We start from the raw sequence: 21,095 nt of genomic DNA, 5'->3' as shown, positions 1-21,095 counted from the left end.
TCAGCCACGGTCTTTCTTACAGCATCGATAACGGATCGACGTCGACGGCGACGGCTTTCGACATCTTCGTGATCCGCGACAGCGCCAGCTGCAGGCTTTCGCGCATGGCCTTGCGGCTGGTGCCCTTCAGGAACAACTGCACGCGATGCTCGCCGCGCAGCTTGGTGAGCGGCGCCGGGGCCGGACCCAGCACGACAAAGCCCGCCGTGCCGCGCATGGCGCCGGCGAGTGCCTGCGCGCCGGCCATCGCGCCCTCGAAGGTCTGGTCGCGCACCACGACGTTCACCATCGCCACCTGTGGCGGGTAGCGCATGGCGCGACGGAACTCGATCTCCTTGTCGTAGAACGCGCGGTAATCCTGATCGCACGCCAGCTTCACGCTGTAGTGTTCGGGCACCAGCGACTGGATGATCGCCTGTCCCGGCGTCTCGCCCCGGCCGGCCCGGCCGGCGACCTGCGTCAGCAACTGGAAAGTGCGCTCGGCCGAGCGGAAGTCGGCCAGCCCAAGGCCGACGTCGGCCGAGATCACGCCGACCAGCGTACACTCGGGAAAATCGTGGCCCTTGGCGATCATCTGCGTGCCGATCAGCACGTCCACCTCGCGCCGGGCGACCTGCTCGAGGATCTCCACGAGGCTGCCCTTCCGCCGCACGGTGTCGCGATCGACGCGCGCCACGCGCGCGGCGGGAAACGCCGCGCGCACCTCGGCCTCGACGCGCTCGGTCCCGAAGCCAATGCGTTCCATGTACGGCGCGGCGCACTTCTCGCACGCCTTTGGCACCATCTTCGTGAAGTTGCAGTAGTGACAGCGGCCCCGGTAATCATCGCGCCCCTGCGTATGCACGGTGAGGGTCACGCTGCAGTTGGGGCACTCCAGGCTGGCGCCACATTGCCGGCACAGCACCGAGTTGGCGAACCCGCGGCGGTTGAGCAGAATCAGCGACTGCTGCCCTTCGGCCAACCTCGCGGCAATGGCGTCGGCCAGCGCGCGGCTCAGCACCACCTCGGCGCCGGCAGCCGCAATCTCTTCGCGCATGTTGACGACCTGCACTTGCGCCATCGGGCGGTCGAGCACCCGCCGGCGCAGCGTGACCAGTGAGTAGCGGCCGTCGAGCGCGTTGGTATACGACTCGAGGGTCGGCGTGGCCGAGCCGATCACCACCAGGGCGCCGGTGAACTTGCCCCGCATGATCGCGACATCGCGCCCGTGATAGCGCGGCGTCTCGTCCTGCTTGTACGAGGTGTCGTGCTCCTCGTCCACGATGATCAGCCCCGGATTGGCCAGCGGCGCGAACACCGCCGACCGCGTGCCGATCACGACATCGACATCGCCGCGGCGAATGCGATGCCACTGGTCGTGGCGCTCGCCGTCGGACAGGCCGCTGTGCTGGATGGCGACCGCCGCGCCGAAGCGCGCGCGAAACAGCGCCGCCACTTGCGGCGTGAGCGCGATCTCGGGCACCAGCATCAACACGCCACGCCGGCGCTGCCGCACGGCGTCGGCCAGCCGCAAGTAGACCTCGGTCTTGCCGCTGCCGGTCACGCCGTGCACCAGCGCCACGTGAAAGGCGCCGGCGGCGGCGAGCGGCGACAGGTGCGACATGGCCGCGTCCTGCTCGCTGGTCAAGGCCCGCGGCGATGCGGCCACCGAAGGGGTGTGCGCGGTGACCGCGTGCTCGAACGGATCGCGATCGACACGGTCGTGGCGAATCGACACGTAGCCGAGACCGGCGAGGCGCGTGATGGTGGCGGCGGCAATGCCCCGCTCGGCGAGCGCCGGAGCGCTCACGCCGTCGGGAGCGTCAGACAACAGTTGCAGGGCGTGCAGTTGCTTCGCCCCTAGCGAGGTCCGCCTAAAGGCGGACGCTACATCGGACTCCAATGTGGCGTCCGGCTTTAGCCGGACCATCCCAAACGACGATGTGGCGTCCGGCTTTAGCCCGACCATCCCAGACGACGATGTAGTGTCCGGCTTTAGCCGGACCCATCCCTCTGCCGTCAGCGCCACGACGCGCACCGTCTTGAATCGATCGACCCGGTTCGAGAGCCCATATGGCGGCAAGGCCGCGGCCAGCGCGGCGCCAGGTCCCGCGAGGTAGTACTCCGAGACCCACTGCGTCAGCTTCACCACATCGGGCGGGACGAACGCCCCGGCGTCCAGCACCTGGATAATGTCCTTGAGCTTGAACGAGCTGTCGGCAGCACTCACCTGCCCGACGGTGACACCGGTCAGCCGGCGAGGCCCGAGCGGCACGACCACGCGCGCGCCCGGCTCCGGCATGGCCTGGTCGGGCGGCACGCGATACGTGAGCAGGCCGAGCGCGGGCACCGGCACCGCGACAGACACGAGACGTTCGCTCAAGGCGGGCCTACGCGTCGCCCTGGAGGATGGCGCGAACCAGCTTCATGTCTTCCCACACTTCGCGCTTCGCCGACGGGTTGCGCAGCAGGTAGGCGGGATGAAACGTCGGAACCAGCGTGGTGCCGCGGTAGTCGAAACGCCGCCCCCGAAGCCGCGTGATGGGATCGGTCGTCTTCAGCAGGCACTGCGCCGCGAACTTGCCGAGCGGCACGATCACCGCGGGCCGGATCACGTCGATCTGCCGGAACAGGTACGGCTCGCACGCCGCCACTTCGTCGGGTTCGGGATTGCGATTCTCAGGCGGGCGGCACTTGATCACGTTGGCAATGTAGACCTGCTCGCGCGACAGGCCAATTGCCTCGATGATCTTGGTCAGCAATTGTCCGGAACGACCGACGAATGGCTCGCCGCGCTGGTCTTCTTCCTCGCCCGGGGCTTCGCCCACTAACATCAGCCGCGCCTTCGTGTGCCCCATGCCGAACACCACCTGCGTCCGGCCGAGTGAGCACAGCTTGCACCGCATGCACGCCGGGCCGAGGTCGGTCCTGATGTCATCGAGCGATTCGACCGCAACCGCAGATGTAGCGTCCGGCTTTAGCCGGACCGAGTCGGCCTGGCTAAGGCCAGACACCACATCGTCAGGTCCCTTGTCCGCGCGCTCGCGCCAGGCGGGATCGCGGCTGAGGCCGGTAACGCCCATGTCCGCGTAGTAACGCAAGTGGTCGGCAATTTCGCGAGACATGGCTAGGAGTCCGTCTGTTTAATCGGTGTCAATCGGTGTGAATCTGTGGCCTACGCCTTGGCGGCAGCGTTACGGACCGGCACGGCGATCAGCAACTGCTCCACGCGATCGAGAATGCGCGCGGCCACTGCGGCCTTGCTCTGCAGCGGCACGTCTTCCACGCCGGCCGCCGTGACCAGCGACACGGCGTTGGTGTCGACATCAAAGCCGGCATCGGCCCGCGAGACATCGTTGGCCACCACCAGGTCGACGGCCTTCTTCTCGAGCTTGCCCTGCGCGTACTTCACGACGTCGTGGGTTTCGGCGGCAAAACCAATCAGCACCGGCACGCCCTGGGCGCGCGACGGCAAGCGGCCCAGGTCGCCCAGGATGTCCTTGGTGCGGTTGAGCGTGATCGTCAGGTCGCCCTCGGCCTTCTTGACCTTGCCTGCCGACGGCGCCGCCGGCGTGTAATCGGCCACGGCCGCGGCCATGATCACGGCGTCCTGTCCGTCGCTCCGCGACATCACCGCGGCGTGCATCTCGGCCGCGCTGCGGACGGCCACGACCGCGGCACCGTTCGGCGCGGTCAAATGGGTCGGACCGCTGATTAGCGTCACGGCGGCGCCGCGGCGCAGCGCTTCGGCCGCCAGCGCGTAGCCCATGCGCCCGCTCGATCGGTTCCCGACAAAGCGCACCGGGTCGATGTCCTCGAACGTCGGTCCGGCGGTGACCAGGACGCGCCGGCCGAGGAGAGTACTTCCGCCCTTCGACGCCAGCACCATCTCCGCCGCGGCCACCACGGCCTCGGGCTCGGCCAGCCGGCCCTTGCCAATCCAGCCGCACGCCAGGTAGCCGGAGCCGGGGTCGACCACGTGCACCCCGCGCGTCATCAAGGTCTCGAGGTTCTTCGCCACGGCCGGGTGCTCGAACATGTTGGTGTTCATCGCCGGCGCGATCAGCACCGGCGCCTTGGTCGCGACGAACAGCGACGAGAGAAAGTCGTCGGCCAGGCCGTTGGCAAACTTCCCCACCGTGTTGGCGGTGGCCGGCGCCACCAGCAGCAGGTCGATGGTCGAGGCAATCGAGATGTGTTCGATATCGGCGTTGGCGCCGGTCTTCCACTGGTCGGTGATCACCTCGCGCCGCGTAATCGCCTCGAAGGTGAGCGGGCCGACGAACTCGGTGGCCGCGCGGGTCATGATCGCCACGACCTCGTGGCCGTTCTTCTGGAGTCCGCGCGCGATCTCCACCGCCTTGTAGGCGCCGATGCCGCCGGTCACGCCGAGTGCGATGAATGCCATGCCTGGGTTCTTCGTTCCTGGTTACTTCTCAAACGACTTGATGATCTCTTCCGCGATCGGGGTCATGCGATGGGTCCGCGACCGTTCCGCGGCGATGATCTCCTGCAGCCGCACCACCGTCGGCTCGAGCTGATCGTTGATCACGACGTAGTCGTAATCGACGTAGGCACCCGCCTCGGCGCGCGCCGCGGCCAGCCGCCGTTGCATGGCCTCTTCGCTGTCGGCGCTGCGGCCGCGCAGCCGCCGCTCGAGAATCTGGAACGACGGCGGCAACACGAAAATCGCCGTGTGATCGACCCCGGTCGTCTTCACCTGCCGGGCGCCCTGCACGTCGATCACGAGCACCACGTCCTGGCCCGAGGCGAGCAGTGCCTCGGTGTCGGACCGGCAGGTCCCGTACAGGTTCCCGAACACGTCGGCCCACTCCAGGAAGTCGTGGCGCGCGATCATGCCTTCGAAGTCGGGCCGTGAGACGAAATTATAGTCGACGCCGTCGCGCTCGCCGGCCCGCGCCGGACGCGACGTAAAGGACCGCGACATCCGCAGGTTGGGCAGAATCTGCACCAGCCGCTCGGCCAGGGTCGTCTTGCCGGTACCCGACGCGGCCGAGACGATGAACAGCAGTCCCCGATCGGTGTTCTGCGTCAGCTGTGTCATCAGTGGCCGTTACTCAACATTCTGGACCTGCTCGCGCATCTTCTCCAACTCGGCCTTCGCCTGGATCACGACCTCCGACACCTGCAGCCCGTCGGCCTTGGAGCCAATGGTGTTGATCTCGCGGTTCATCTCCTGCAGCAGGAAGTCGAGCTTGCGGCCGCACGGCTCGGCGCTATCCGAGAGCGCGTCCCAGTGCGCCAGGTGGCCGTGAAAGCGGGTCACTTCTTCGGTGATGTCCGAGCGCTGTGCCACGCGTACCACCTCCTGCGCAAGCGCGGCCTGGTCGATCGGCAGCGCGCCGGCCAGTTCACGCGCGCGTTCCAGCAGCCGCGCCTCCAGCTCCACGCGCCCGGTGTCGGCCGCGTCGGCAATGCGGACGATCAAGTCCGCCAGCATCGCCTTGCGCATGTCGAGATCCGCACGCAAGTGCTGCCCTTCGCGCACGCGCATGGTTTCGAGCTGCTCGATCGCGGCGTCCACCGCCGACGTCACCGGCGCGCCCAAGGCCTCGGCCAGGCCGCCGGAATCGGGCATCTGGTCCTGGATGGTCAGCGCCTGCGGCAGCCGCAGCAGGTCACCAGGGGTCAACGCGCCGCTGACCAGGCCCTGCGACCGGGCCTGCTCCATGACCGCCGCGAGCGCCTGCGCGAACGCGGCGTTCAGCTCGACGCGCGGCGCCGACGCCTGCCGGGTCTGCAGCGACACGCCAATCTCGACCCGGCCGCGCGCCAGGCGCTTCTGCACCAGCGCGCGCAGCGGCGGCTCGAGCGCGGCCAGCGGCGTCGGCAGCCGCAACTGCAGGTCGAGAAAGCGGTGATTGACCGCGCGAATGGTCACCCCGATCGTGCCGCGCTCATCGTCGCTCGTGAGTGAAGCAAACCCGGTCATGCTCTTGATCATAGGGTGCTCTCGGCCTTCAACCGCCGGCTGGTCCTCAGTTCGGTGACCGGGCCGTCGGTCCGGTCCTTCGCGTCGGGCCTGGCCTCGAGCAGTTGCTGCTCGTTCAGCCTGGCATACGCGCCGTTGGGCCGCGCCACCAACTCGTCGTGCTTGCCGATCTCGACCACGCGGCCGCGTTCGAGCACGATGATGGCATCGGCCTTCTGCACCGTCGACAGGCGGTGCGCGATCACGAACGACGTGCGGTTCATCATCAGCGTCGCCAGCGCCTGCTGCACCAGCCGCTCCGACTCGGAATCGAGAGCCGACGTGGCCTCGTCCAGGATCAGCAGCGGCGAGTTCTTGAGCAGCGCGCGGGCGATCGCCAGCCGTTGGCGCTGCCCGCCCGACAACCGCTGCCCGCGTTCGCCGATGCGCGTCTTGTAGCCGTGCGGCTGCGCCGCGATGAAATCGTGGGCGTGCGCGGCGCGCGCCGCCGCCTCGATCGCCGGCAGCTCCGCCCCTGGCGTGCCGTACGCGATGTTGGCGGCAATGGTGTCGTCGAACAACACGGTTTCCTGCGTCACCATGCCGATCTGCGCGCGCAGCGAGGCCAGGGTAATGTCGCGCAGATCGTGGCCGTCGATGGTGATCGCGCCGCTCGTGACGTCGTAGAAACGCGGCAACAGGTTGACCAGCGTCGTCTTGCCGGCGCCGCTCCTGCCGACGATCGCCACCATCTGGCCGGCCTGGACCGAGAACGACACGCCGCGCAGCGTGCTGCGGCCATGGCCGTCCTCGTAGCCGAAGCTGACGTCGCGGAACTCGATCACCCCGGCAAACGGCGGCAGCGCCGCCGCACCCGCGCGCTCCGTCACTTCGGTGTGCGTGTCGAGCAGTTCGAAAATGCGGTCCGAGGCCGCCATCGCCTGCTGCAGGTTGGCGTTGACGCGCGACAGTTTCTTGACCGGCCCGTACATCAGCAGCAGCGCCGCCAGGAACGAGGTGAACTCGCCGGCGGTGAGCCGGCCCTGGGCAATCTCGCGGCTGCCGTACCACAATGCGCCGGCAATGGCGACGCCGCCCAGGAACTCCATCAGCGGCGGCAGGGTGGCCAACACGCGCGTCACCTTCAGGTTGGTGCGGAACAACGTCGCCGAGGCCCGCTCGAACCTGGTCGCTTCGCGGCCCTCCGCGCCAAAGGCTTTGACGATCCGGTGACCGGTAAAGGCTTCACCAGCCACATGCGACATGTGTTCCTGCGCCTCCTGGCTCCAGCGCGACACCGTGCGCACGCGCTTGCCGAGGCGAACGATCGGATAGACGACCAGCGGCGCCGCGGTCATGCAGACCAGCGCCAGTTTGGCGTCGTAGTAGAACAACAGGCCGGCGCAGCCGACCAGCGTGAGCGACTCGCGCGCCAGGTCGCCGACGGTTTCCGACACGGCCCGCTGCACCATGCCGACGTCGTTGCTGATCCGCGACAGCAGTTGCCCCGCCGTGCGACGTGAGAAAAACGCCGCCGATTGATCCAGCAGGTGGCGGAACAACTGGTTGCGCACCACCATCACCACCCGGTGCCCAAGGCCCTCCATCAGGTAGGTCGAGAAATACGAGCCCAGGCCCTTCAACAGGTACACCAGCAGGATCGCTGCCGTGATCGACGCCAGGTTGTCCTGCGTCGTCAGCACGTCGTCGATGATCGGCTTGATCAGATACGCCAGCGCCGCGGAAGCGGCGCCATACACAATCATCGCCACGGCCGCGCCGGCCATGACCGCCTTGTGGGGGGTCGCGTAGCGAAGGAGGCGCAGAAAGGGGTTCATCAGCGGGTGTCAGACACCCTATACCCTCTCGGATGGGTCGAATGCCACTGCCAGGCGTGGCGCACAATGACCTCGAGATCGGCAAAACGCGGCGTCCACTGCAACTCCGCCTGCGCGCGATCGCTCGCCGCATACAGCTGGGCGGGGTCCCCGGGGCGCCGGGGCGCGGCTTCCCACTGCACCGGCTTGCCGACGATGCGGCTGACGGTGTCGATGACGGCGCGCACCGACTGGGGCGTGCCGGTGCCGATGTTGTAGGCCGCCGACGGGGCGCCCTGCTCGAGCGCGGCGAGCGCGCGCAAATGCGCCTCGGCCAGGTCGCACACGTGGATGTAATCACGCTGGCAGGTGCCGTCGGGGGTCGGGTAGTCCTCGCCGAACACCTTCAGCGGCTGGCCGCCGATCGCCGCCTGGATCGCGAGCGGAATGAGGTGCACTTCCACCGCGTGATCCTCGCCGATGGAACCATCGGGATGCGCGCCGGCGGCGTTGAAATAGCGCAACGCCATCCACTTCAACCCAAACGCGCGCTCCAGGTGCGGCAGCGCCCGCTCGATGGTCAGCTTGGTTTCGCCGTAGGCGTTGATCGGCCGGGTGGCCAGCGACTCGACAATCGGCACGCGCTCGGGCTCGCCGTACACCGCGCACGTGGACGAGAACACGAACCGCTTCACGCCGGCATCGCGCATGGCCGCGAGCACGCCGAGGGTGCCGGCCACATTGTTCTGGTAGTACTCGAGCGGCTTCTGCACCGACTCGCCCACGGCCAGCCAGGCCGCGAAGTGCATCACCGCATCGGCGCGATGGTCGACCAGCAGTTGGCGCACGGCGGCCACGTCGTGGATGGCGGCGCGCACGAGCGGCACGCCGACCGGCACCGCTTCCGGGTGCCCGGCCGACAGGTCGTCGAGCACGGCGACCGCGTGGCCCGCATCCACCAGGGCGCGCACCGCGTGGCTGCCGATGTAGCCCGCGCCCCCGGTCACGACAACGCGAGCCATGGCTACCGTCCGATCGAGAAGTAGGTGAAGCCGAGCGCCTTCATATCATCCCGCTGATAGATGTTGCGGCCGTCGAACACCACCGGCGCGCGCATCAACTTCTTGATGCGAGCGAAGTCGGGCTCACGAAATTCCTGCCACTCGGTGATCACCGCCAGCGCGTCGGCCCCCTTGAGGGCGTCGTAGTTGCGGGTGGCGTAGGTGACGCGGTTGCCGAACAACTGTTTGGCCACCTTCATCGCCTCCGGATCGTAGGCCTGCACCTTGGCGCCCTTGGCGAGCAGGGCCTCGATGATGGGAATGGCCGGCGCCTCGCGCATGTCGTCGGTCTTGGGCTTGAACGCCAGGCCCCACACCGCGATGGTCTTGCCCTTCAGGCCGGCCCCGAAGTGGGCCTCGATCTTCTTCACCAGCACGCGCTTCTGGTTCTCGTTGACCGCGTCCACCGCCTTCAGGATCTTGAAGTCGTACTTCTTGTCGGCGGCGAACTTCGTCACGGCCTTGACGTCTTTCGGGAAACAGCTGCCGCCGTAGCCCACGCCCGGGAAGAGGAACGACGTCCCGATCCGGCGGTCGGAGCCGACCGCCTGCCGCACCCGATCGACATCGGCGCCGAACAGGTCGCAGACGTTGGCAATCTCGTTCATGAACGAGATCTTCGTCGCCAGGAAGGCATTGGAGGCGTATTTCGACAGTTCGGCGCTGGGGCAATCCATCACCATGATCGGCGCGCCGGTGCGCGTGAACGGCTGGTGGAGCTTGACCATCAGCTCGGCGGCGCGCGGGTCCTCGGCGCCAATCACCACGCGATCCGGCTTCATGAAATCGTCAACCGCGGCGCCCTGCTTCAGGAACTCGGGATTGCTGACCACGCTGAACGGATGCGTTGTCTCCCGCCGGACCACCTCGCGCACCTTCTCGGCGGTGCCCACCGGGACGGTGCTCTTGTTGACGATCACCTTGTAGCCGTTCATGGCGCGGGCAATCTCGCGCGCGACCCCCATCACGTGACGCAGGTCGGCGGAGCCGTCTTCGCCTTGCGGAGTGCCGACCGCAATGAAGACCACCTCGGCGGCGCGGACCGCCTTAGGCAGTTCGGTCGTGAACGACAACCGGCCTTCGGTCTTGTTGCGCTTGACCATCTCTTCGAGGCCAGGCTCGTAGATGGGCACCTTGCCGCGCCGAAGCATGCGGACCTTCGCGGCATCCTTGTCGACGCACATGACGTCGTTGCCCGACTCGGCCATGCATGCGCCGAGCACGAGTCCTACGTACCCGGTCCCCACCACTGCGATCTTCATTCGCCCCCCAAAACCAAAAAGCCTATCATCCGGGTGGTAGGCTGTCAACATACTGTACCACAAGGACTTGCCGGTCTTGTGGTACCCTCTTTCCCGTGCGGATCCTGGTCGATTACCGTCCGGCGCTACGCGAACGGACGGGCGTCGGTGAGTTCGTGCACGGGCTGGCCACGGCGTTGTGTGCCCGAACCGGGCCGGCCGACTCGGTCACCCTCTTCAGCAGTTCGTGGAAAGACCGCCTGGCGCCCTCGTTGGCCGCCGAGATGCCGGGTGCCCAGCTCGCCGACGTCCACGTCCCCGTCCGCGCCCTCGTCTGGGGCTGGAACCGTCTCGAATGGCCGCCGGTCGAATGGCTGGCCGGCGAGCACGACGTGGTCCACAGCCAAAGTCCCATGCTGATTCCGACTACCCATGCCGCGCGGGTGGTGACGATTCACGACCTCGACTTCTTGCGCCATCCCGATCAGATGGCCGCGGAGATCCGCCGCGACTACCCGCGGCTGGCGCGCTCACACGCGGCCCGCGCCGACGCGATCGTCGTGTCGTCGCAGTACGCCGCCGGCGAAGTGACGCGGGAACTGGGCGTAAGCCGATCGCGCGTGCATGTCTGCCCGCCCGGACGCCCCGACTGGTCGGCCGCGGTGGCGGCGCGCCAGGCGGCCGAGCGCGGCAAGCACATCCTGTTCCTCGGCACGTTGAACCTGCGCAAGAACGTCGGCACCCTGCTCGAAGCCTACGCCCGCCTGCGCGCCCAGGTGGCCGACGCGCCGGCGCTGATCCTGGCGGGGCACACCACGACCGCCTCGGCGCGCTGGGAAGCACGGGCCAACGCCGCGCCGCTCGCGGGACACGTCACGATCACCGGCTACGTTGACACCGCCCGGCGCATCGAGCTGTTCGCCGGCGCGCGCATGCTGGTGCTGCCGTCGTACGAAGAGGGTTTTGGCTTGCCCGTGCTCGAAGCCATGGCGTGCGGCGTCCCGGTCGTCGTCTCGTCGCGCGGCTCGCTGCCCGAGGTCGCCGGCGGCGCCGCGGCGCCGGTCGATCCGGATGACGCCGAAGGCTTAGCGGCCGCCATGCGCGCGCTCCTCGACGATGACCACGCGAAGGCGGCGGCGCAGCGAGGCCTGCTGCAGGCCTCGCAGTACAGCTGGGCCGCCTGCGCGGTGGCGGCGCGGCAGGCGTACGCGTCGGCGATGGAGGTCCATGCGCATCGCGGTTGACGCGCGCGAACTCTGCGGCCACCCCACCGGAGTCGGGCGGTACTTGAGCGAGCTGCTGACCGAATGGGCGGCCAACGCCGCGGCGATGCGGCACGACTGGACGTTGTACGCCCACGCGACGCCGCGTGTCCCGCCGGCGTGGCGATCAGCCGTGCAGGTGGTTGACGGTGGCGGCGGATCGATCTGGGAGCAATGGTCGTATCCGCGCGCGCTGGCCGCACGGCGTCCCGATGTCGTCTTCGCGCCCGCGTATTCGGCGCCGCTGACGGCGGCAGCGCCGGTCGTCCTGACGATCCACGACGTCTCGTTCTTTGCCCACCCCGAATGGTTCTCGGCCCGCGAAGGCCGGCGGCGGCGGCTGCTCACGGCCTGGTCGGCCCGCAGGGCGAAGGCCGTATTGACCGATACCGCCTACTCGCAGGGGGAGATTGCCCGCCACATCGGGCTGCCGGCCTCCCGGATCCAGGTTATTCCGCTGGGCATGCGCCAAATGGTCCGGCTGAAGCCGGACGCCACATTGCCCGAAGGCGGCAGAACCGCGGGACGGGAACCAATCGTGCTATACGTTGGCTCGGTGTTCGAAAGGCGAAGGGTTGATCGATTGATGGCGGCATTTGACGCGGTGGCAGATCGGGTGCCGTCGGCGCAGCTCGAAATTGTCGGCGAGAACCGCACCCGGCGGCCGCGGATCGATCTCGACGCCGTGCGCCAGCGCTCGCGTCATCGCGACCGGATCCACCTGCGCGCGTACGTGGACGACGACACCCTGGCCGGGCTGTACGCGCAAGCCTCGGTGTTTGCGTTCCTGTCGGAGTACGAGGGGTTTGGCCTGACGCCGCTCGAGGCCCTGGCCGCCGGCGTCACGCCGGTGTTACTGGATACGCCGGTCGCCCGCGAGACCGCCGGTCCGGCGGCGCACTACGTGTCCGCCTCGGCCGGCGATGATGCCGTGGCGGCGGCGCTCGTGGCGGCCCTGACCGATGGGCCCCTGCGGCACCGCCTGCGCGACCACGCCCCCGCGGTGCTGGCACGCTACGACTGGGCGACGACCGCCGCACGCACGCTCGCGGCGATTGAAGGGGCGGCGATTGGCCGATAACCTCTCATCGCTGACGATCATCATCGTCACCTACAACTCCGCCACCGAGATCGGGCCGTGCCTTGACTCGCTGGTCGGGCACACGGCGCCGTTTCCCACCACGATCACGGTCGTCGACAACGCCTCGACCGACGGCACGGCGGCACTGGTGCGCGGCCGCTGGCCCGACGTGCAGGTGATCGAGTCGCCCACCAACGTTGGCTTCTCGCGGGCGAACAACCTGGGGATTCGGGCCACCACCAGTGACTACGTGCTGCTGATGAATCCCGACACCGTGGCGCCGCCGGGCGCGATCCAGACGCTGGTGCGCGGGCTCGCCGCGCACCCCGATGCCGCCATCGCCGGCGCGCGGCTGCTGAGCGAACGCGGCTTTCCCGAACTGTCGTGGGGTGAGCCGATCGGGCCGTGGAACGAGTTGAAGCGCAAGCTGTTTTCCGGCCTCTACTACCGCAAGGTGCGGCGCATTGTCCGGAAGGTGGACAAGCTGAGCCGCCAGGCGCGCGAGGTGGCGTGGGTCAGCGGCGCATGCATGGTGATTCGCCGGCCGGACCTCGAAGCCGTGGGGCTGCTCGACGAGCGGTACTTCATGTACACAGAGGACGTCGACTTGTGCGTGGCGATGGCCAAGCGCGGCCGGACCGTGTTGTATGTCGCGGGTGCGGAAGTGCTGCACCATCGCGGCAAGTCGGCCGCCCGCAATCCCGAAACCGAGCGGCGCTATCGCCAGAGCCAACTGGCATACTACGAGAAGCACCTGCCGCGGTGGGCCGGCGTGCTGCGCGTCTATCTCAAGCTGACCGGCAAGACGGCCGGACACTGACCATGCGGATCGCGATCGACGCGCGCAAGCTTCGCGACTTCGGCATCGGCACGTACATCCGCAACATCCTGATCGAGTTGTCGCGGCTCGACCAGGCCACCGAATACGTCGTGCTGTGCCGGCCCGACGACGTGGATGCCGGCGACGTGCTTGGGCGCAACTTCCGGATGGTCCCCGAGACCGCGCCGACCTACTCGATCGCCGAACAGGTCCGCATTCCGCTGGCGCTGGCGCGCGAACGCGTGGCGATGGTGCACGAACCGCACTACGTGCTGCCGCCGGCGATTCGCTGCCGCTCGGTCGTAACCATTCACGACTGCATTCACCTGATGTTCCCGCAGTACCTGCCCGGCAAGCTGGCCTACGTGTACGCGAAGGGTTCGATGTGGAGCGCGACCCGGAAGGCCGACCGGGTGCTGACGGTGTCGGAGGCGTCGAAGCGCGACATCCTGCGGTTCTTCGACATCCCACCCGAGAAGGTCGAGGTCATCTACAACGCCATCGACGAGCGATTTCTCGGGCCGGCCGATCTGCACCGCATGGATCTGACGCGCCAGCGCTACCAGCTGGACCACCCCTTCGTGCTGTACGTCGGCAATATCAAGCCGCACAAGAACATCGAGCGGCTGGTGGAAGCCTTCGCGATCGCCCAGCGCAGCGGCCCTGACAACTTGAAGTTGATCATCATCGGCGACGAACTGTCGAAGTATCCCGTGCTGCGGCAGTCAGTGCACCGCCACAAGCTGGACAAGCACGTCCGGTTCCTGGGCTTTCAGCCGCAGGAGACGCTGGCCGCGTTCTACCGCCTGGCCCGCGCGTTCGTGTTCCCGTCGCTCTACGAGGGATTTGGGTTGCCGCCGCTCGAGGCCATGGCCTGCGGCACGCCGGTCGTGACCTCCAACGTGTCGTCGCTGCCCGAAGTGGCCGGCGGCGCGGCGCTGCTGGTCGACCCGCACGAGTCGGAGGCGATTGCCGACGGGATTGTCCGCGCCGTGACCGACGAGACCTTGCGCACTGACCTGATCGCCAAGGGCCTCGCCCGCGCCCACGATTTCTCGTGGAAGCAGAGCGTGGGCAAGATTCACCAGATCTACATGGAAGTCGCGAACCGGTAGGGGCGACCGGTTCGCGTTGAAGCGTTGTGCCTGAGAGCTAGGTCGGTCGATAGCTGCCGGCCGAGCTCCTGGGTAGCGCTGCGGATTGCGCGGCGGGCGGCGTTGCGGCCGGCGCCACTTCACCCATCACCTCCGCGGCTACGTCCTTCGCCTTCACCGCGACGGCGTCGCGCAGATCACGCGCGGCCTCGCCGGCCTTTTCGACCATCGAATCACGGGTTTCGCCGAGCGTTCGATCCTCGAGCCGGGTGCCCGGAACCACCAAGCCAAGCGCGACACCGGCCGCGACGGCGGCGACACCAACGGCCAGCGGGTTCTCGGTGAGCCATCGCTGCGAGGTGTGGCCAGCACGCTGCCAACTCTGCTGCACCTGGTCGGTGGCGGTCGACGCGGCGTCGCGCACCTGGGCGCTGGCGGTCGAGGCGGCGTCGCGCACCTGGTCGACCACTTCGCGGGTCTTATCCTTCGCCTGTGCGACGTACCCCTCCGCCGCGTCCGATCCCTGCCAGTCGTTGGCGACGTTGTAGCCGCGCGTGCCCCGCCACTCGTGGCGATTGTTGCGCGTCAGCAGCCACGTGACTCCGGCCGCCACCAAGGCGAATTGCACGGGGTGGTGCTTGACGTAGTCGGTGGCCTGGTCGGCCGCTCTTCGCGTGGTCCCGGCCACGGCTCCCGCGGCGTGGTTTGCAGAATGCATAATGGTCCTCATCTTTACTGCGGCCGCCTCCTGCACACTGTCCTTGGCTTGCTGGATCAGGTGCTCGGGCTTCAGCCGGTCTTGAATTTCGCCAATCGTGTTGCTCATCTCGCTGCGCGTGCGGGCGATCTCATTTCGGATCGCCCCCGTCTCGCCAGCGACCGTTCCCGTCACCGGGTTTCGTTCTTCAGCCACTGGGTCGTCTCCTTGATTGAATGAATCGTCTGGTCGGGCACCAGGCTGCGGCCCGCGAAAGCCGACAGGCCGGTCTGGACCAGTGCGAAGGCCGTGAGGGCCAGAATGGCCGTGCAGATCACCGCCGCGGCCCACGGGGTGACGCCAAGTTCGATCAGCAACAGCGTCAGCGCCATCGCCGTCGTCATCAACGCCGTCAGCCCGGCGGCAGCACCGGCCCCGATTAGCAGGGCGGGCCGTTTCAGCTCCGTGACCTTTTGGCCCAGCTCCGCTTTGGCCAATCGAGTCTCTTGCCGAACGAGGTCGGCCGTCTGTTGAGACAGATCCGACAACAGGCTGCCGAGCGACTGTTCAGAACGTGACGCATCCATGATTGCCTCCCGTCAGTACTGGCCGGCGTCGCCGAAGGCCGCGCCGGCGCGATCCTGGTAAGGCTGGCGGCTCGTGGGCGCGGAACTCTTCAGGAAGCGCGCGAGGCCCAGTCCGAGGAGCAGGGCGCCGCCAATGAAGAGCGCGGGCCGGCGCCGTCCAAACACCGCCACGTCCTCAACGAGGTCGCCGGCGCCGCGCGTGCGGATGTGCTCGGCGAATTGCCTGAGCTGAGTGCTGGCACCCTCGACGAGCGTGGCCAGGCCTTCGTTCTGCTCGCGCAACCCATCGCCGGCCTGGTGAATCACGTCGGCGATACTGCCGATCCCTTGGGCCGCGCGCTTCTTCTCCTGGTCCACTCGCTGAGCGACCGTCTCTTGTATGCCGCTCATCACTCCGCTCTTGTCGTGGCCGTTCCCTGTCCGGCTGAGCGAGTCGGTCGCCGCGCCTGGCGTCTTGTGTGGTGCGTTTGTGGTCATGTGTTGATGTCCTCCAACACCTCACAAGAGCAAGAGATGGGCCACTCCATCAGGCGCCCAGACGGCGACTGCACGCCGAGGCTCCCCACAAGCCATCCGCAGTTACCACAAATGCGAAGTGTGCTCCCGCGTGGGCTATGATCCCGAGGTGCGCGTCGCACTCATCCACGACTGGATCACTGGTATGCGCGGAGGGGAGAAGGCGCTCGAGGTGTTCTGCGAGCTCTTCCCCGCCGCCGACCTGTTCACGCTGGTCTATCTGAAGGGCACGGTCACGCCGGTCATCGAGAAGCGGCTGGTGAAGAAATCACCCATCCACTGGCTGCCGATGGCGGGCACGCTCTATCGGCAGTACTTGCCGCTCTTCCCCATGGCGGTCGAGCAGTTCGACCTCGACGGCTACGACCTGGTGATCAGCACCAGCCACTGCGCCGCCAAGTCGGTGGTGGTCACGGGCCGGGCGCGGCACCTCTGCTATTGCCTGACGCCCATGCGCTACGCGTGGGACCAGTTCGATGCCTACTTCGGCCCGGATCGGGTCGGCAAGGTGCCAAGCGCCCTGCTGCGGCCGGTGCTGGCCGGTCTGGCCCGCTGGGACCGGGCCACCGAGGGTCGGGTACACCGCTATCTCGCTATCTCTCAATATGTTGCGCGGAGGATCGCGCTGTACTATAATCGTCAGTCGACCCTTGTTCATCCACCGGTCGACACTGAGTTCTACAGCCCCGCCTCGGACGAGGCGGTGACAGCCGTGCCGTCAACCAAATCACCAAATCACCAGATCGCCAATTCACCACATTTCCTGGTGGTGTCTGCACTGGTGCCGTACAAGCGCGTCGACCTGGCCATGATGGCCGCCCGCCAGGCCGGTGTGCGGCTCACGGTCGTCGGCAGCGGCCCCGAACGGCAGAGCCTGGAGCGCCTCACCGGCGACGGCATCGAGCTGGCCGGCTGGCGAACGGACGAGGAGATCCGGGACTTGTATCGAACCTGCACCGCGGCGATCCTCCCCGGCGAAGAAGACTTCGGCATCGTCCCGGTCGAGGCCCAGGCCTGCGGCCGCCCGGTGGTGGCGCTCGGCCGCGGCGGCGCGCTCGACACGGTGATCGAGGGCGAGACCGGCGTGCTGTTCGGCGAGCCGACGGTAGCGTCGCTGGCCGCGGGGTTACAGCGCGCCGCGGCGACGCGGTGGAACCCGGCGCGCATTCGCGCCCACGCGGAAACCTTCTCCCGGCAGCGATTCGTCGCCGCGATCGAGCACGTCGTGGACGACACCATGCGCGCCCCGGCAGGCACCCGGTGGTAAGGCGACACAACCGCCTGCTGGTGGCGTTTCACGTGGCCACCGATGCCGTCCTGGCGATGGTGGCGTTCCTGCTGGCCTACGTCCTGCGCTTCGAATCGGCCCTGTTCGAGATCACCCGTGGTCAGCCGCCGATCGAGCAGTATTTTGGCGTCCTGCCGTTCGTGGCGCTGGTGGTCCCGATCGGGTTCCATTTCCAGGGCCTCTACCGGCTGCGCCGGGGCCGCTCGCGCATCGACGACTTCTTCAACGTGCTGGTCGGCAGCATCTTCGCGGTGGTGCTCGGCATTGTCAGCACGCTGTATTTCCAGGCCTACTACGCGTCGAACGCGCAGCGCGACATTGGCGCGTTTGAAGTATCGCGCCTGGTCTGGGGCCTGTTCCTCGGCTGCAACATCGCCTTCGGCTACCTGTCGCGCAAGTTCATTCGCGAGGCGCTTGAACGGCGCTGGCTGGCGGGCGTTGGGCTGCGGCGGATCCTGATCGCGGGCGCCGGCGAGCTCGGCCGCGTCGTCGCCGACCGCATGCTCGAGCATCGCGAGTTGGGATACCAGCTCGTCGGATTCGTGGACGACAAGGCCGGCGGCGATCACCTGGGCTATCGCGGCCTGCCGCTGCTCGGCTCGCTCAGCGAGGCGGCCGAGATTGTCGCCAACGAGAAGATCGACGACCTCTACGTCGCGTTGCCGCTCGAAGAGCACATGAAGCTGCTCGACCTGGTCGAGTCAACCAGCCGCGAGGGCGTTGACATCAAGGTGGTGCCCGACCTGCTGCAATTCATTGCGCTCAGGGCGCGACTCGAAGACCTCGACGGCGTGCCCGTCATCAACCTGAACGACGTCCCGCACCAGGGCCTGAGCGCGTTCATCAAGCGCGCCCTCGACATCGTGATTTCCGCCGGGGCGCTCGCGGTCATGGCGTTGCCGGGCTTGCTGATCTCGTGGCTGATCAAGCGCAACTCGCCCGGTCCGGTGTTCTACACGCAGGAGCGCATGGGCCTCGACGGCAAGCAGTTCCACGTCTACAAGTTCCGGACCATGCCGATCGATGCCGAACCCGAGGGGCCGGTGTGGGGCGACGAGAACGACCCGCGCGCCACCGGCATCGGCGCCTGGCTGCGCGCCCACGACCTGGACGAGTGGCCGCAGTTCTGGAACGTGCTGGTCGGCGAGATGTCGATTGTCGGCCCCCGGCCGGAGCGGCCGTTCTTCGTCGAGCAGTTCAAGCACCGCATTCCGCAGTACATGCTGCGCCACAAGGTGAAGGCCGGCATCACCGGCTGGGCCCAGGTCAACGGCTGGCGCGGCAACACCTCGCTCGAGAAACGCATCGAGTACGACCTGTATTACATCGAGAACTGGTCGGTAACCCTGGACATCAAAATTATGTGGCTGACCCTGCTCCGCGTCCTCACCCCTAATCGCGGGGCCGCGTAGCGTGCCGCGCGTAGTCATTACCGGCGCCGCCGGCTTCATCGGCTCTCACCTGTCCGAGGCGTTGCTCGACCGCGGCTTCTCGGTGGTCGGCGTCGACAACCTGTTGACGGGTGACCTGGCGAACATCGCGCACCTGCGCGACCGCAACTTCCAGTTCATTCGTCACGACGTCACCAACTACATCGACATCGATGGCCCGGTGGACTACGTGCTCCACTGGGCGAGCCCGGCGAGCCCGATTGACTATCTCGAGCTCCCCATCCCGACGCTCAAGGTGGGCGCGCTCGGCACGCACAAGGCGCTCGGCCTGGCCAAGGCCAAGGGCGCGACCTTCATGATTGCCTCGACCTCCGAAGTCTACGGCGACCCGCTCGAGCACCCGCAGAAAGAGACCTACTGGGGCAACGTCAACCCGATCGGCCCGCGCGGCGTTTATGACGAAGCCAAGCGGTTTGCCGAGGCCATGACGGTGGCGTATCGCCGCTTCCACAACCTCGACACCAAGATCGTCCGCATCTTCAACACCTACGGCCCACGGATGCGCATTCGTGACGGCCGCGCCGTGCCGGCGTTCATGACGCAGGCGCTGCTGAACCAGGACGTCACGGTGTTTGGCGACGGCTCGCAGACGCGAAGTTTCTGCTACATCAGCGACCTGGTGGACGGCTTGATTCGGCTGATGCTGTCGAAGGAGAACGATCCGATCAACATCGGCAATCCGCAAGAGATGACGATCGAGCAGATCGCGCGGCAGATCATCAAGATGACCGGCTCGACCAGCCAGATCATCTACAAGCCGCTGCCGACCGACGACCCGAAGGTCCGGCAGCCCGACATCACCCGCGCGCGCACGCTGCTCGGCTGGGAACCCAAGGTCTCGCTCGAGGAAGGCCTCGGGCACACCATCGGTTATTTCAAGACCAAGGTCCTGGGTTCGTAGTTGCCATTCACCACCCTCGGCCTCGGCTCGAAGATCACCACCGCACTCAAGGAACAGGGCTACGTCGAGCCGACGCCGATCCAGGCCAAGGCGATTCCCGTCATCCTGGAAGGCCGCGACATGATCGGCGTGGCCCAGACCGGCACCGGCAAGACCGCCGCGTTCGTGCTGCCGCTGCTCGAGCGGCTGGGCGCCGCGCCGCCGGCGAAGCACATGCGGGCGCTGGTGGTCGCGCCCACCCGCGAGCTGGTGGCGCAAATCGAAGAGAACATCCGCGCCTACGGCCGGCACCTGCCGCTGCGCTACGCCACCATCTTCGGCGGCGTCGGCGAAGGCCCGCAGATCCAGGCGCTGCGCCGGGGCGTTGACATCGCCGTGGCCACGCCCGGGCGCCTGCTCGACCTCATGCAGCAACGTCACGTGAGCTTCGCCGACCTGCAAGTGCTGGTGCTGGACGAGGCCGACCGCATGCTCGACATGGGGTTCCTGCCGCCGATCCGGAAGATCGTCGCGGCCACGCCCAAGGTCCGGCAGACCCTGCTCTTTTCCGCCACCCTGTCGAAGGAGATCGAGGCGGTCTCGAAGGAGTTCCTCAAGACGCCGGTGCTGGTCGAGATTGGCGCGCGCTCGACCCCGGTCGAGGCCGTGGCGCAATGGATCGTCGAGGTGTCGCAGGCCGCCAAGGTGCCCGCGCTCGTCCACCTGCTGAAGGACGCGGCGCTCGAGTCGGTGCTGGTGTTCTCGCGCACCAAGCACGGCGCCGATCGCATTGCCCGCAAGCTCGAGGACGCCGGCATTCGCTGCGCCACGCTGCACTCGAACCGCACCCAGGGCCAGCGCATCCTGGCGCTCAAGCGGTTCAAGTCGGGCGACGTCCGCTGCCTGGTGGCGACCGACATCGCCGCCCGCGGCATCGATGTGGACGGCATCTCGCACGTCATCAACTACGACTTCCCGCCGCAGCCCGAAGACTACGTGCACCGCATTGGCCGCACCGGCCGGGCACACGCCATCGGCGACGCCATTAGTTTTGTCTCGCACGACGAGATGGATGATCTGCGCCGGCTCGAGCGCTTCCTGGGCCGAGGCATCGCCCGCCGCAAGCTCGAGGGATTCATTGCCAACACGCCTCATCCACCTTCGCGTTCCGCTACGGTGGACAGGTCCGCGTCGCGTTCCGCTCCGGGGGACAAGCCCAACGCCGCCGCTGGTGTAAGCATTGGTCACCGGCCGCCCGGTGGCGGACGTTCGCATGCGCGGCCCGGCGGTCATCGGCCCGGCGGCGGTGCCGCTGGCGGTTCCTGGCGGCCACGTGGGCCCGGCGGCCAGCGCAGCGGCCCCTCAGGCCGGCGCGGCCGCACGTAGCGC

Annotated in this window: 19 protein-coding genes; 8 read left to right on the top strand and 11 right to left on the bottom strand. The window is 67.7% G+C overall.

What is annotated here, in order from left to right:
• Positions 1 to 16 precede the first annotated feature (16 nt).
• The 8 genes from priA to Q8T13_02975 are packed head-to-tail and all read right to left on the bottom strand — an operon-like array spanning position 17 to position 10,051.
• Positions 17 to 2,362 (bottom strand): primosomal protein N', encoded by a 2,346-nt coding sequence (gene priA, locus Q8T13_03010; GenBank protein ID MDP3716718.1) that lies wholly within the window; start codon positions 2,360 to 2,362, stop codon positions 17 to 19.
• 7 nt (positions 2,363 to 2,369) lie between these two features.
• Entirely contained in the window at positions 2,370 to 3,104 is a 735-nt protein-coding gene (locus Q8T13_03005) for a uracil-DNA glycosylase (GenBank protein MDP3716717.1), read from the bottom strand.
• 50 nt (positions 3,105 to 3,154) lie between these two features.
• On the bottom strand, positions 3,155 to 4,387 hold the full coding sequence (coaBC, locus tag Q8T13_03000; GenBank protein MDP3716716.1) for a bifunctional phosphopantothenoylcysteine decarboxylase/phosphopantothenate--cysteine ligase CoaBC: 1,233 nt from the start codon (positions 4,385 to 4,387) through the stop codon (positions 3,155 to 3,157).
• Between the two features lie 21 nt (positions 4,388 to 4,408).
• On the bottom strand, positions 4,409 to 5,044 hold the full coding sequence (gmk, locus tag Q8T13_02995) for a guanylate kinase (protein MDP3716715.1): 636 nt from the start codon (positions 5,042 to 5,044) through the stop codon (positions 4,409 to 4,411).
• Positions 5,045 to 5,053: 9 nt separating this feature from the next.
• The gene (locus Q8T13_02990) at positions 5,054 to 5,932 is read right to left on the bottom strand and encodes a YicC/YloC family endoribonuclease (GenBank protein ID MDP3716714.1); all 879 of its coding nucleotides are present in this window, start codon (positions 5,930 to 5,932) and stop codon (positions 5,054 to 5,056) included.
• An 8-nt stretch (positions 5,933 to 5,940) separates the two neighbouring features.
• On the bottom strand, positions 5,941 to 7,749 hold the full coding sequence (gene msbA / locus Q8T13_02985; protein ID MDP3716713.1) for a lipid A export permease/ATP-binding protein MsbA: 1,809 nt from the start codon (positions 7,747 to 7,749) through the stop codon (positions 5,941 to 5,943).
• Complete coding sequence (gene galE, locus Q8T13_02980; GenBank protein ID MDP3716712.1) at positions 7,749 to 8,750, bottom strand: UDP-glucose 4-epimerase GalE; 1,002 nt, start codon at positions 8,748 to 8,750, stop codon at positions 7,749 to 7,751. Before galE ends, msbA begins: the two co-directional genes overlap by 1 nt.
• Positions 8,751 to 8,752: 2 nt before the next feature.
• The gene (locus tag Q8T13_02975) at positions 8,753 to 10,051 is read right to left on the bottom strand and encodes a UDP-glucose/GDP-mannose dehydrogenase family protein (GenBank protein MDP3716711.1); all 1,299 of its coding nucleotides are present in this window, start codon (positions 10,049 to 10,051) and stop codon (positions 8,753 to 8,755) included.
• Positions 10,052 to 10,146: 95 nt separating this feature from the next.
• On the opposite strand from Q8T13_02975, the gene Q8T13_02970 reads away from it, so the two are divergent.
• From Q8T13_02970 to Q8T13_02955, 4 genes are read left to right on the top strand one after another with little or no spacing between them, the layout of a single operon-like run.
• Positions 10,147 to 11,274: a glycosyltransferase family 1 protein gene (locus Q8T13_02970; protein ID MDP3716710.1), complete on the top strand. Its 1,128-nt coding sequence runs from the start codon at positions 10,147 to 10,149 to the stop codon at positions 11,272 to 11,274.
• Entirely contained in the window at positions 11,258 to 12,373 is a 1,116-nt protein-coding gene (locus tag Q8T13_02965) for a glycosyltransferase family 1 protein (GenBank protein MDP3716709.1), read from the top strand. The genes Q8T13_02970 and Q8T13_02965 overlap by 17 nt, the downstream gene beginning before the upstream one ends.
• Positions 12,363 to 13,193, top strand: coding sequence for a glycosyltransferase family 2 protein (locus Q8T13_02960; GenBank protein ID MDP3716708.1), 831 nt, complete (start codon positions 12,363 to 12,365; stop codon positions 13,191 to 13,193). Before Q8T13_02965 ends, Q8T13_02960 begins: the two co-directional genes overlap by 11 nt.
• 2 nt (positions 13,194 to 13,195) lie before the next feature.
• On the top strand, positions 13,196 to 14,308 hold the full coding sequence (locus Q8T13_02955) for a glycosyltransferase family 1 protein (protein ID MDP3716707.1): 1,113 nt from the start codon (positions 13,196 to 13,198) through the stop codon (positions 14,306 to 14,308).
• Positions 14,309 to 14,345: 37 nt separating this feature from the next.
• Here the strand turns inward: Q8T13_02955 and Q8T13_02950 are convergent, their stop codons facing one another.
• Genes Q8T13_02950 through Q8T13_02940 form a run of 3 tightly spaced genes read right to left on the bottom strand, consistent with a single transcriptional unit; the run spans position 14,346 to position 16,048 of the window.
• The gene (locus Q8T13_02950; protein MDP3716706.1) at positions 14,346 to 15,200 is read right to left on the bottom strand and encodes a DUF3618 domain-containing protein; all 855 of its coding nucleotides are present in this window, start codon (positions 15,198 to 15,200) and stop codon (positions 14,346 to 14,348) included.
• Positions 15,176 to 15,571 (bottom strand): phage holin family protein, encoded by a 396-nt coding sequence (locus Q8T13_02945; GenBank protein ID MDP3716705.1) that lies wholly within the window; start codon positions 15,569 to 15,571, stop codon positions 15,176 to 15,178. Before Q8T13_02945 ends, Q8T13_02950 begins: the two co-directional genes overlap by 25 nt.
• A 12-nt stretch (positions 15,572 to 15,583) precedes the next feature.
• A complete protein-coding gene (locus Q8T13_02940; protein MDP3716704.1) occupies positions 15,584 to 16,048 on the bottom strand; it encodes a hypothetical protein in 465 nt (154 codons plus the stop codon).
• Between the two features lie 148 nt (positions 16,049 to 16,196).
• Here Q8T13_02940 and Q8T13_02935 point away from each other — a divergent pair, with 148 nt between their 5' ends.
• From Q8T13_02935 to Q8T13_02920, 4 genes are read left to right on the top strand one after another with little or no spacing between them, the layout of a single operon-like run.
• Positions 16,197 to 17,354 (top strand): glycosyltransferase, encoded by a 1,158-nt coding sequence (locus Q8T13_02935; GenBank protein ID MDP3716703.1) that lies wholly within the window; start codon positions 16,197 to 16,199, stop codon positions 17,352 to 17,354.
• On the top strand, positions 17,348 to 18,787 hold the full coding sequence (locus Q8T13_02930; protein ID MDP3716702.1) for an undecaprenyl-phosphate glucose phosphotransferase: 1,440 nt from the start codon (positions 17,348 to 17,350) through the stop codon (positions 18,785 to 18,787). Before Q8T13_02935 ends, Q8T13_02930 begins: the two co-directional genes overlap by 7 nt.
• 1 nt (position 18,788) lies before the next feature.
• Positions 18,789 to 19,727, top strand: coding sequence for an SDR family oxidoreductase (locus Q8T13_02925; GenBank protein MDP3716701.1), 939 nt, complete (start codon positions 18,789 to 18,791; stop codon positions 19,725 to 19,727).
• Positions 19,728 to 21,092 carry a DEAD/DEAH box helicase gene (locus Q8T13_02920; GenBank protein MDP3716700.1) on the top strand — a complete coding sequence of 455 codons (1,365 nt, stop codon included), beginning with the start codon at positions 19,728 to 19,730 and terminating at the stop codon, positions 21,090 to 21,092.
• Positions 21,093 to 21,095: the final 3 nt, after the last annotated feature.

It is taken from the genome of Acidobacteriota bacterium (genome assembly GCA_030697165.1).
GTDB lineage: Bacteria > Acidobacteriota > Vicinamibacteria > Vicinamibacterales > UBA2999 > 12-FULL-67-14b.
The sequence above is the reverse complement of the archived record's forward strand: the minus strand, read 5'-3'. Positions and strand labels throughout refer to the sequence as shown.

What these genes read in the sequence shown, in the direction of transcription:
- Q8T13_03005 (MDP3716717.1), bottom strand. Translation starts at nt 3,104, where the DNA reads ATGTCTCGCGAAATTGCCGACCACTTGCGTTACTACGCGGACATGGGC.
- coaBC (MDP3716716.1), bottom strand. Translation starts at nt 4,387, where the DNA reads ATGGCATTCATCGCACTCGGCGTGACCGGCGGCATCGGCGCCTACAAG.
- gmk (MDP3716715.1), bottom strand. Translation starts at nt 5,044, where the DNA reads ATGACACAGCTGACGCAGAACACCGATCGGGGACTGCTGTTCATCGTC.
- Q8T13_02990 (MDP3716714.1), bottom strand. Translation starts at nt 5,932, where the DNA reads ATGACCGGGTTTGCTTCACTCACGAGCGACGATGAGCGCGGCACGATC.
- msbA (MDP3716713.1), bottom strand. Translation starts at nt 7,749, where the DNA reads ATGAACCCCTTTCTGCGCCTCCTTCGCTACGCGACCCCCCACAAGGCG.
- galE (MDP3716712.1), bottom strand. Translation starts at nt 8,750, where the DNA reads ATGGCTCGCGTTGTCGTGACCGGGGGCGCGGGCTACATCGGCAGCCAC.
- Q8T13_02975 (MDP3716711.1), bottom strand. Translation starts at nt 10,051, where the DNA reads ATGAAGATCGCAGTGGTGGGGACCGGGTACGTAGGACTCGTGCTCGGC.
- Q8T13_02965 (MDP3716709.1), top strand. Translation starts at nt 11,258, where the DNA reads ATGCGCATCGCGGTTGACGCGCGCGAACTCTGCGGCCACCCCACCGGA.
- Q8T13_02955 (MDP3716707.1), top strand. Translation starts at nt 13,196, where the DNA reads ATGCGGATCGCGATCGACGCGCGCAAGCTTCGCGACTTCGGCATCGGC.
- Q8T13_02945 (MDP3716705.1), bottom strand. Translation starts at nt 15,571, where the DNA reads ATGGATGCGTCACGTTCTGAACAGTCGCTCGGCAGCCTGTTGTCGGAT.
- Q8T13_02940 (MDP3716704.1), bottom strand. Translation starts at nt 16,048, where the DNA reads ATGACCACAAACGCACCACACAAGACGCCAGGCGCGGCGACCGACTCG.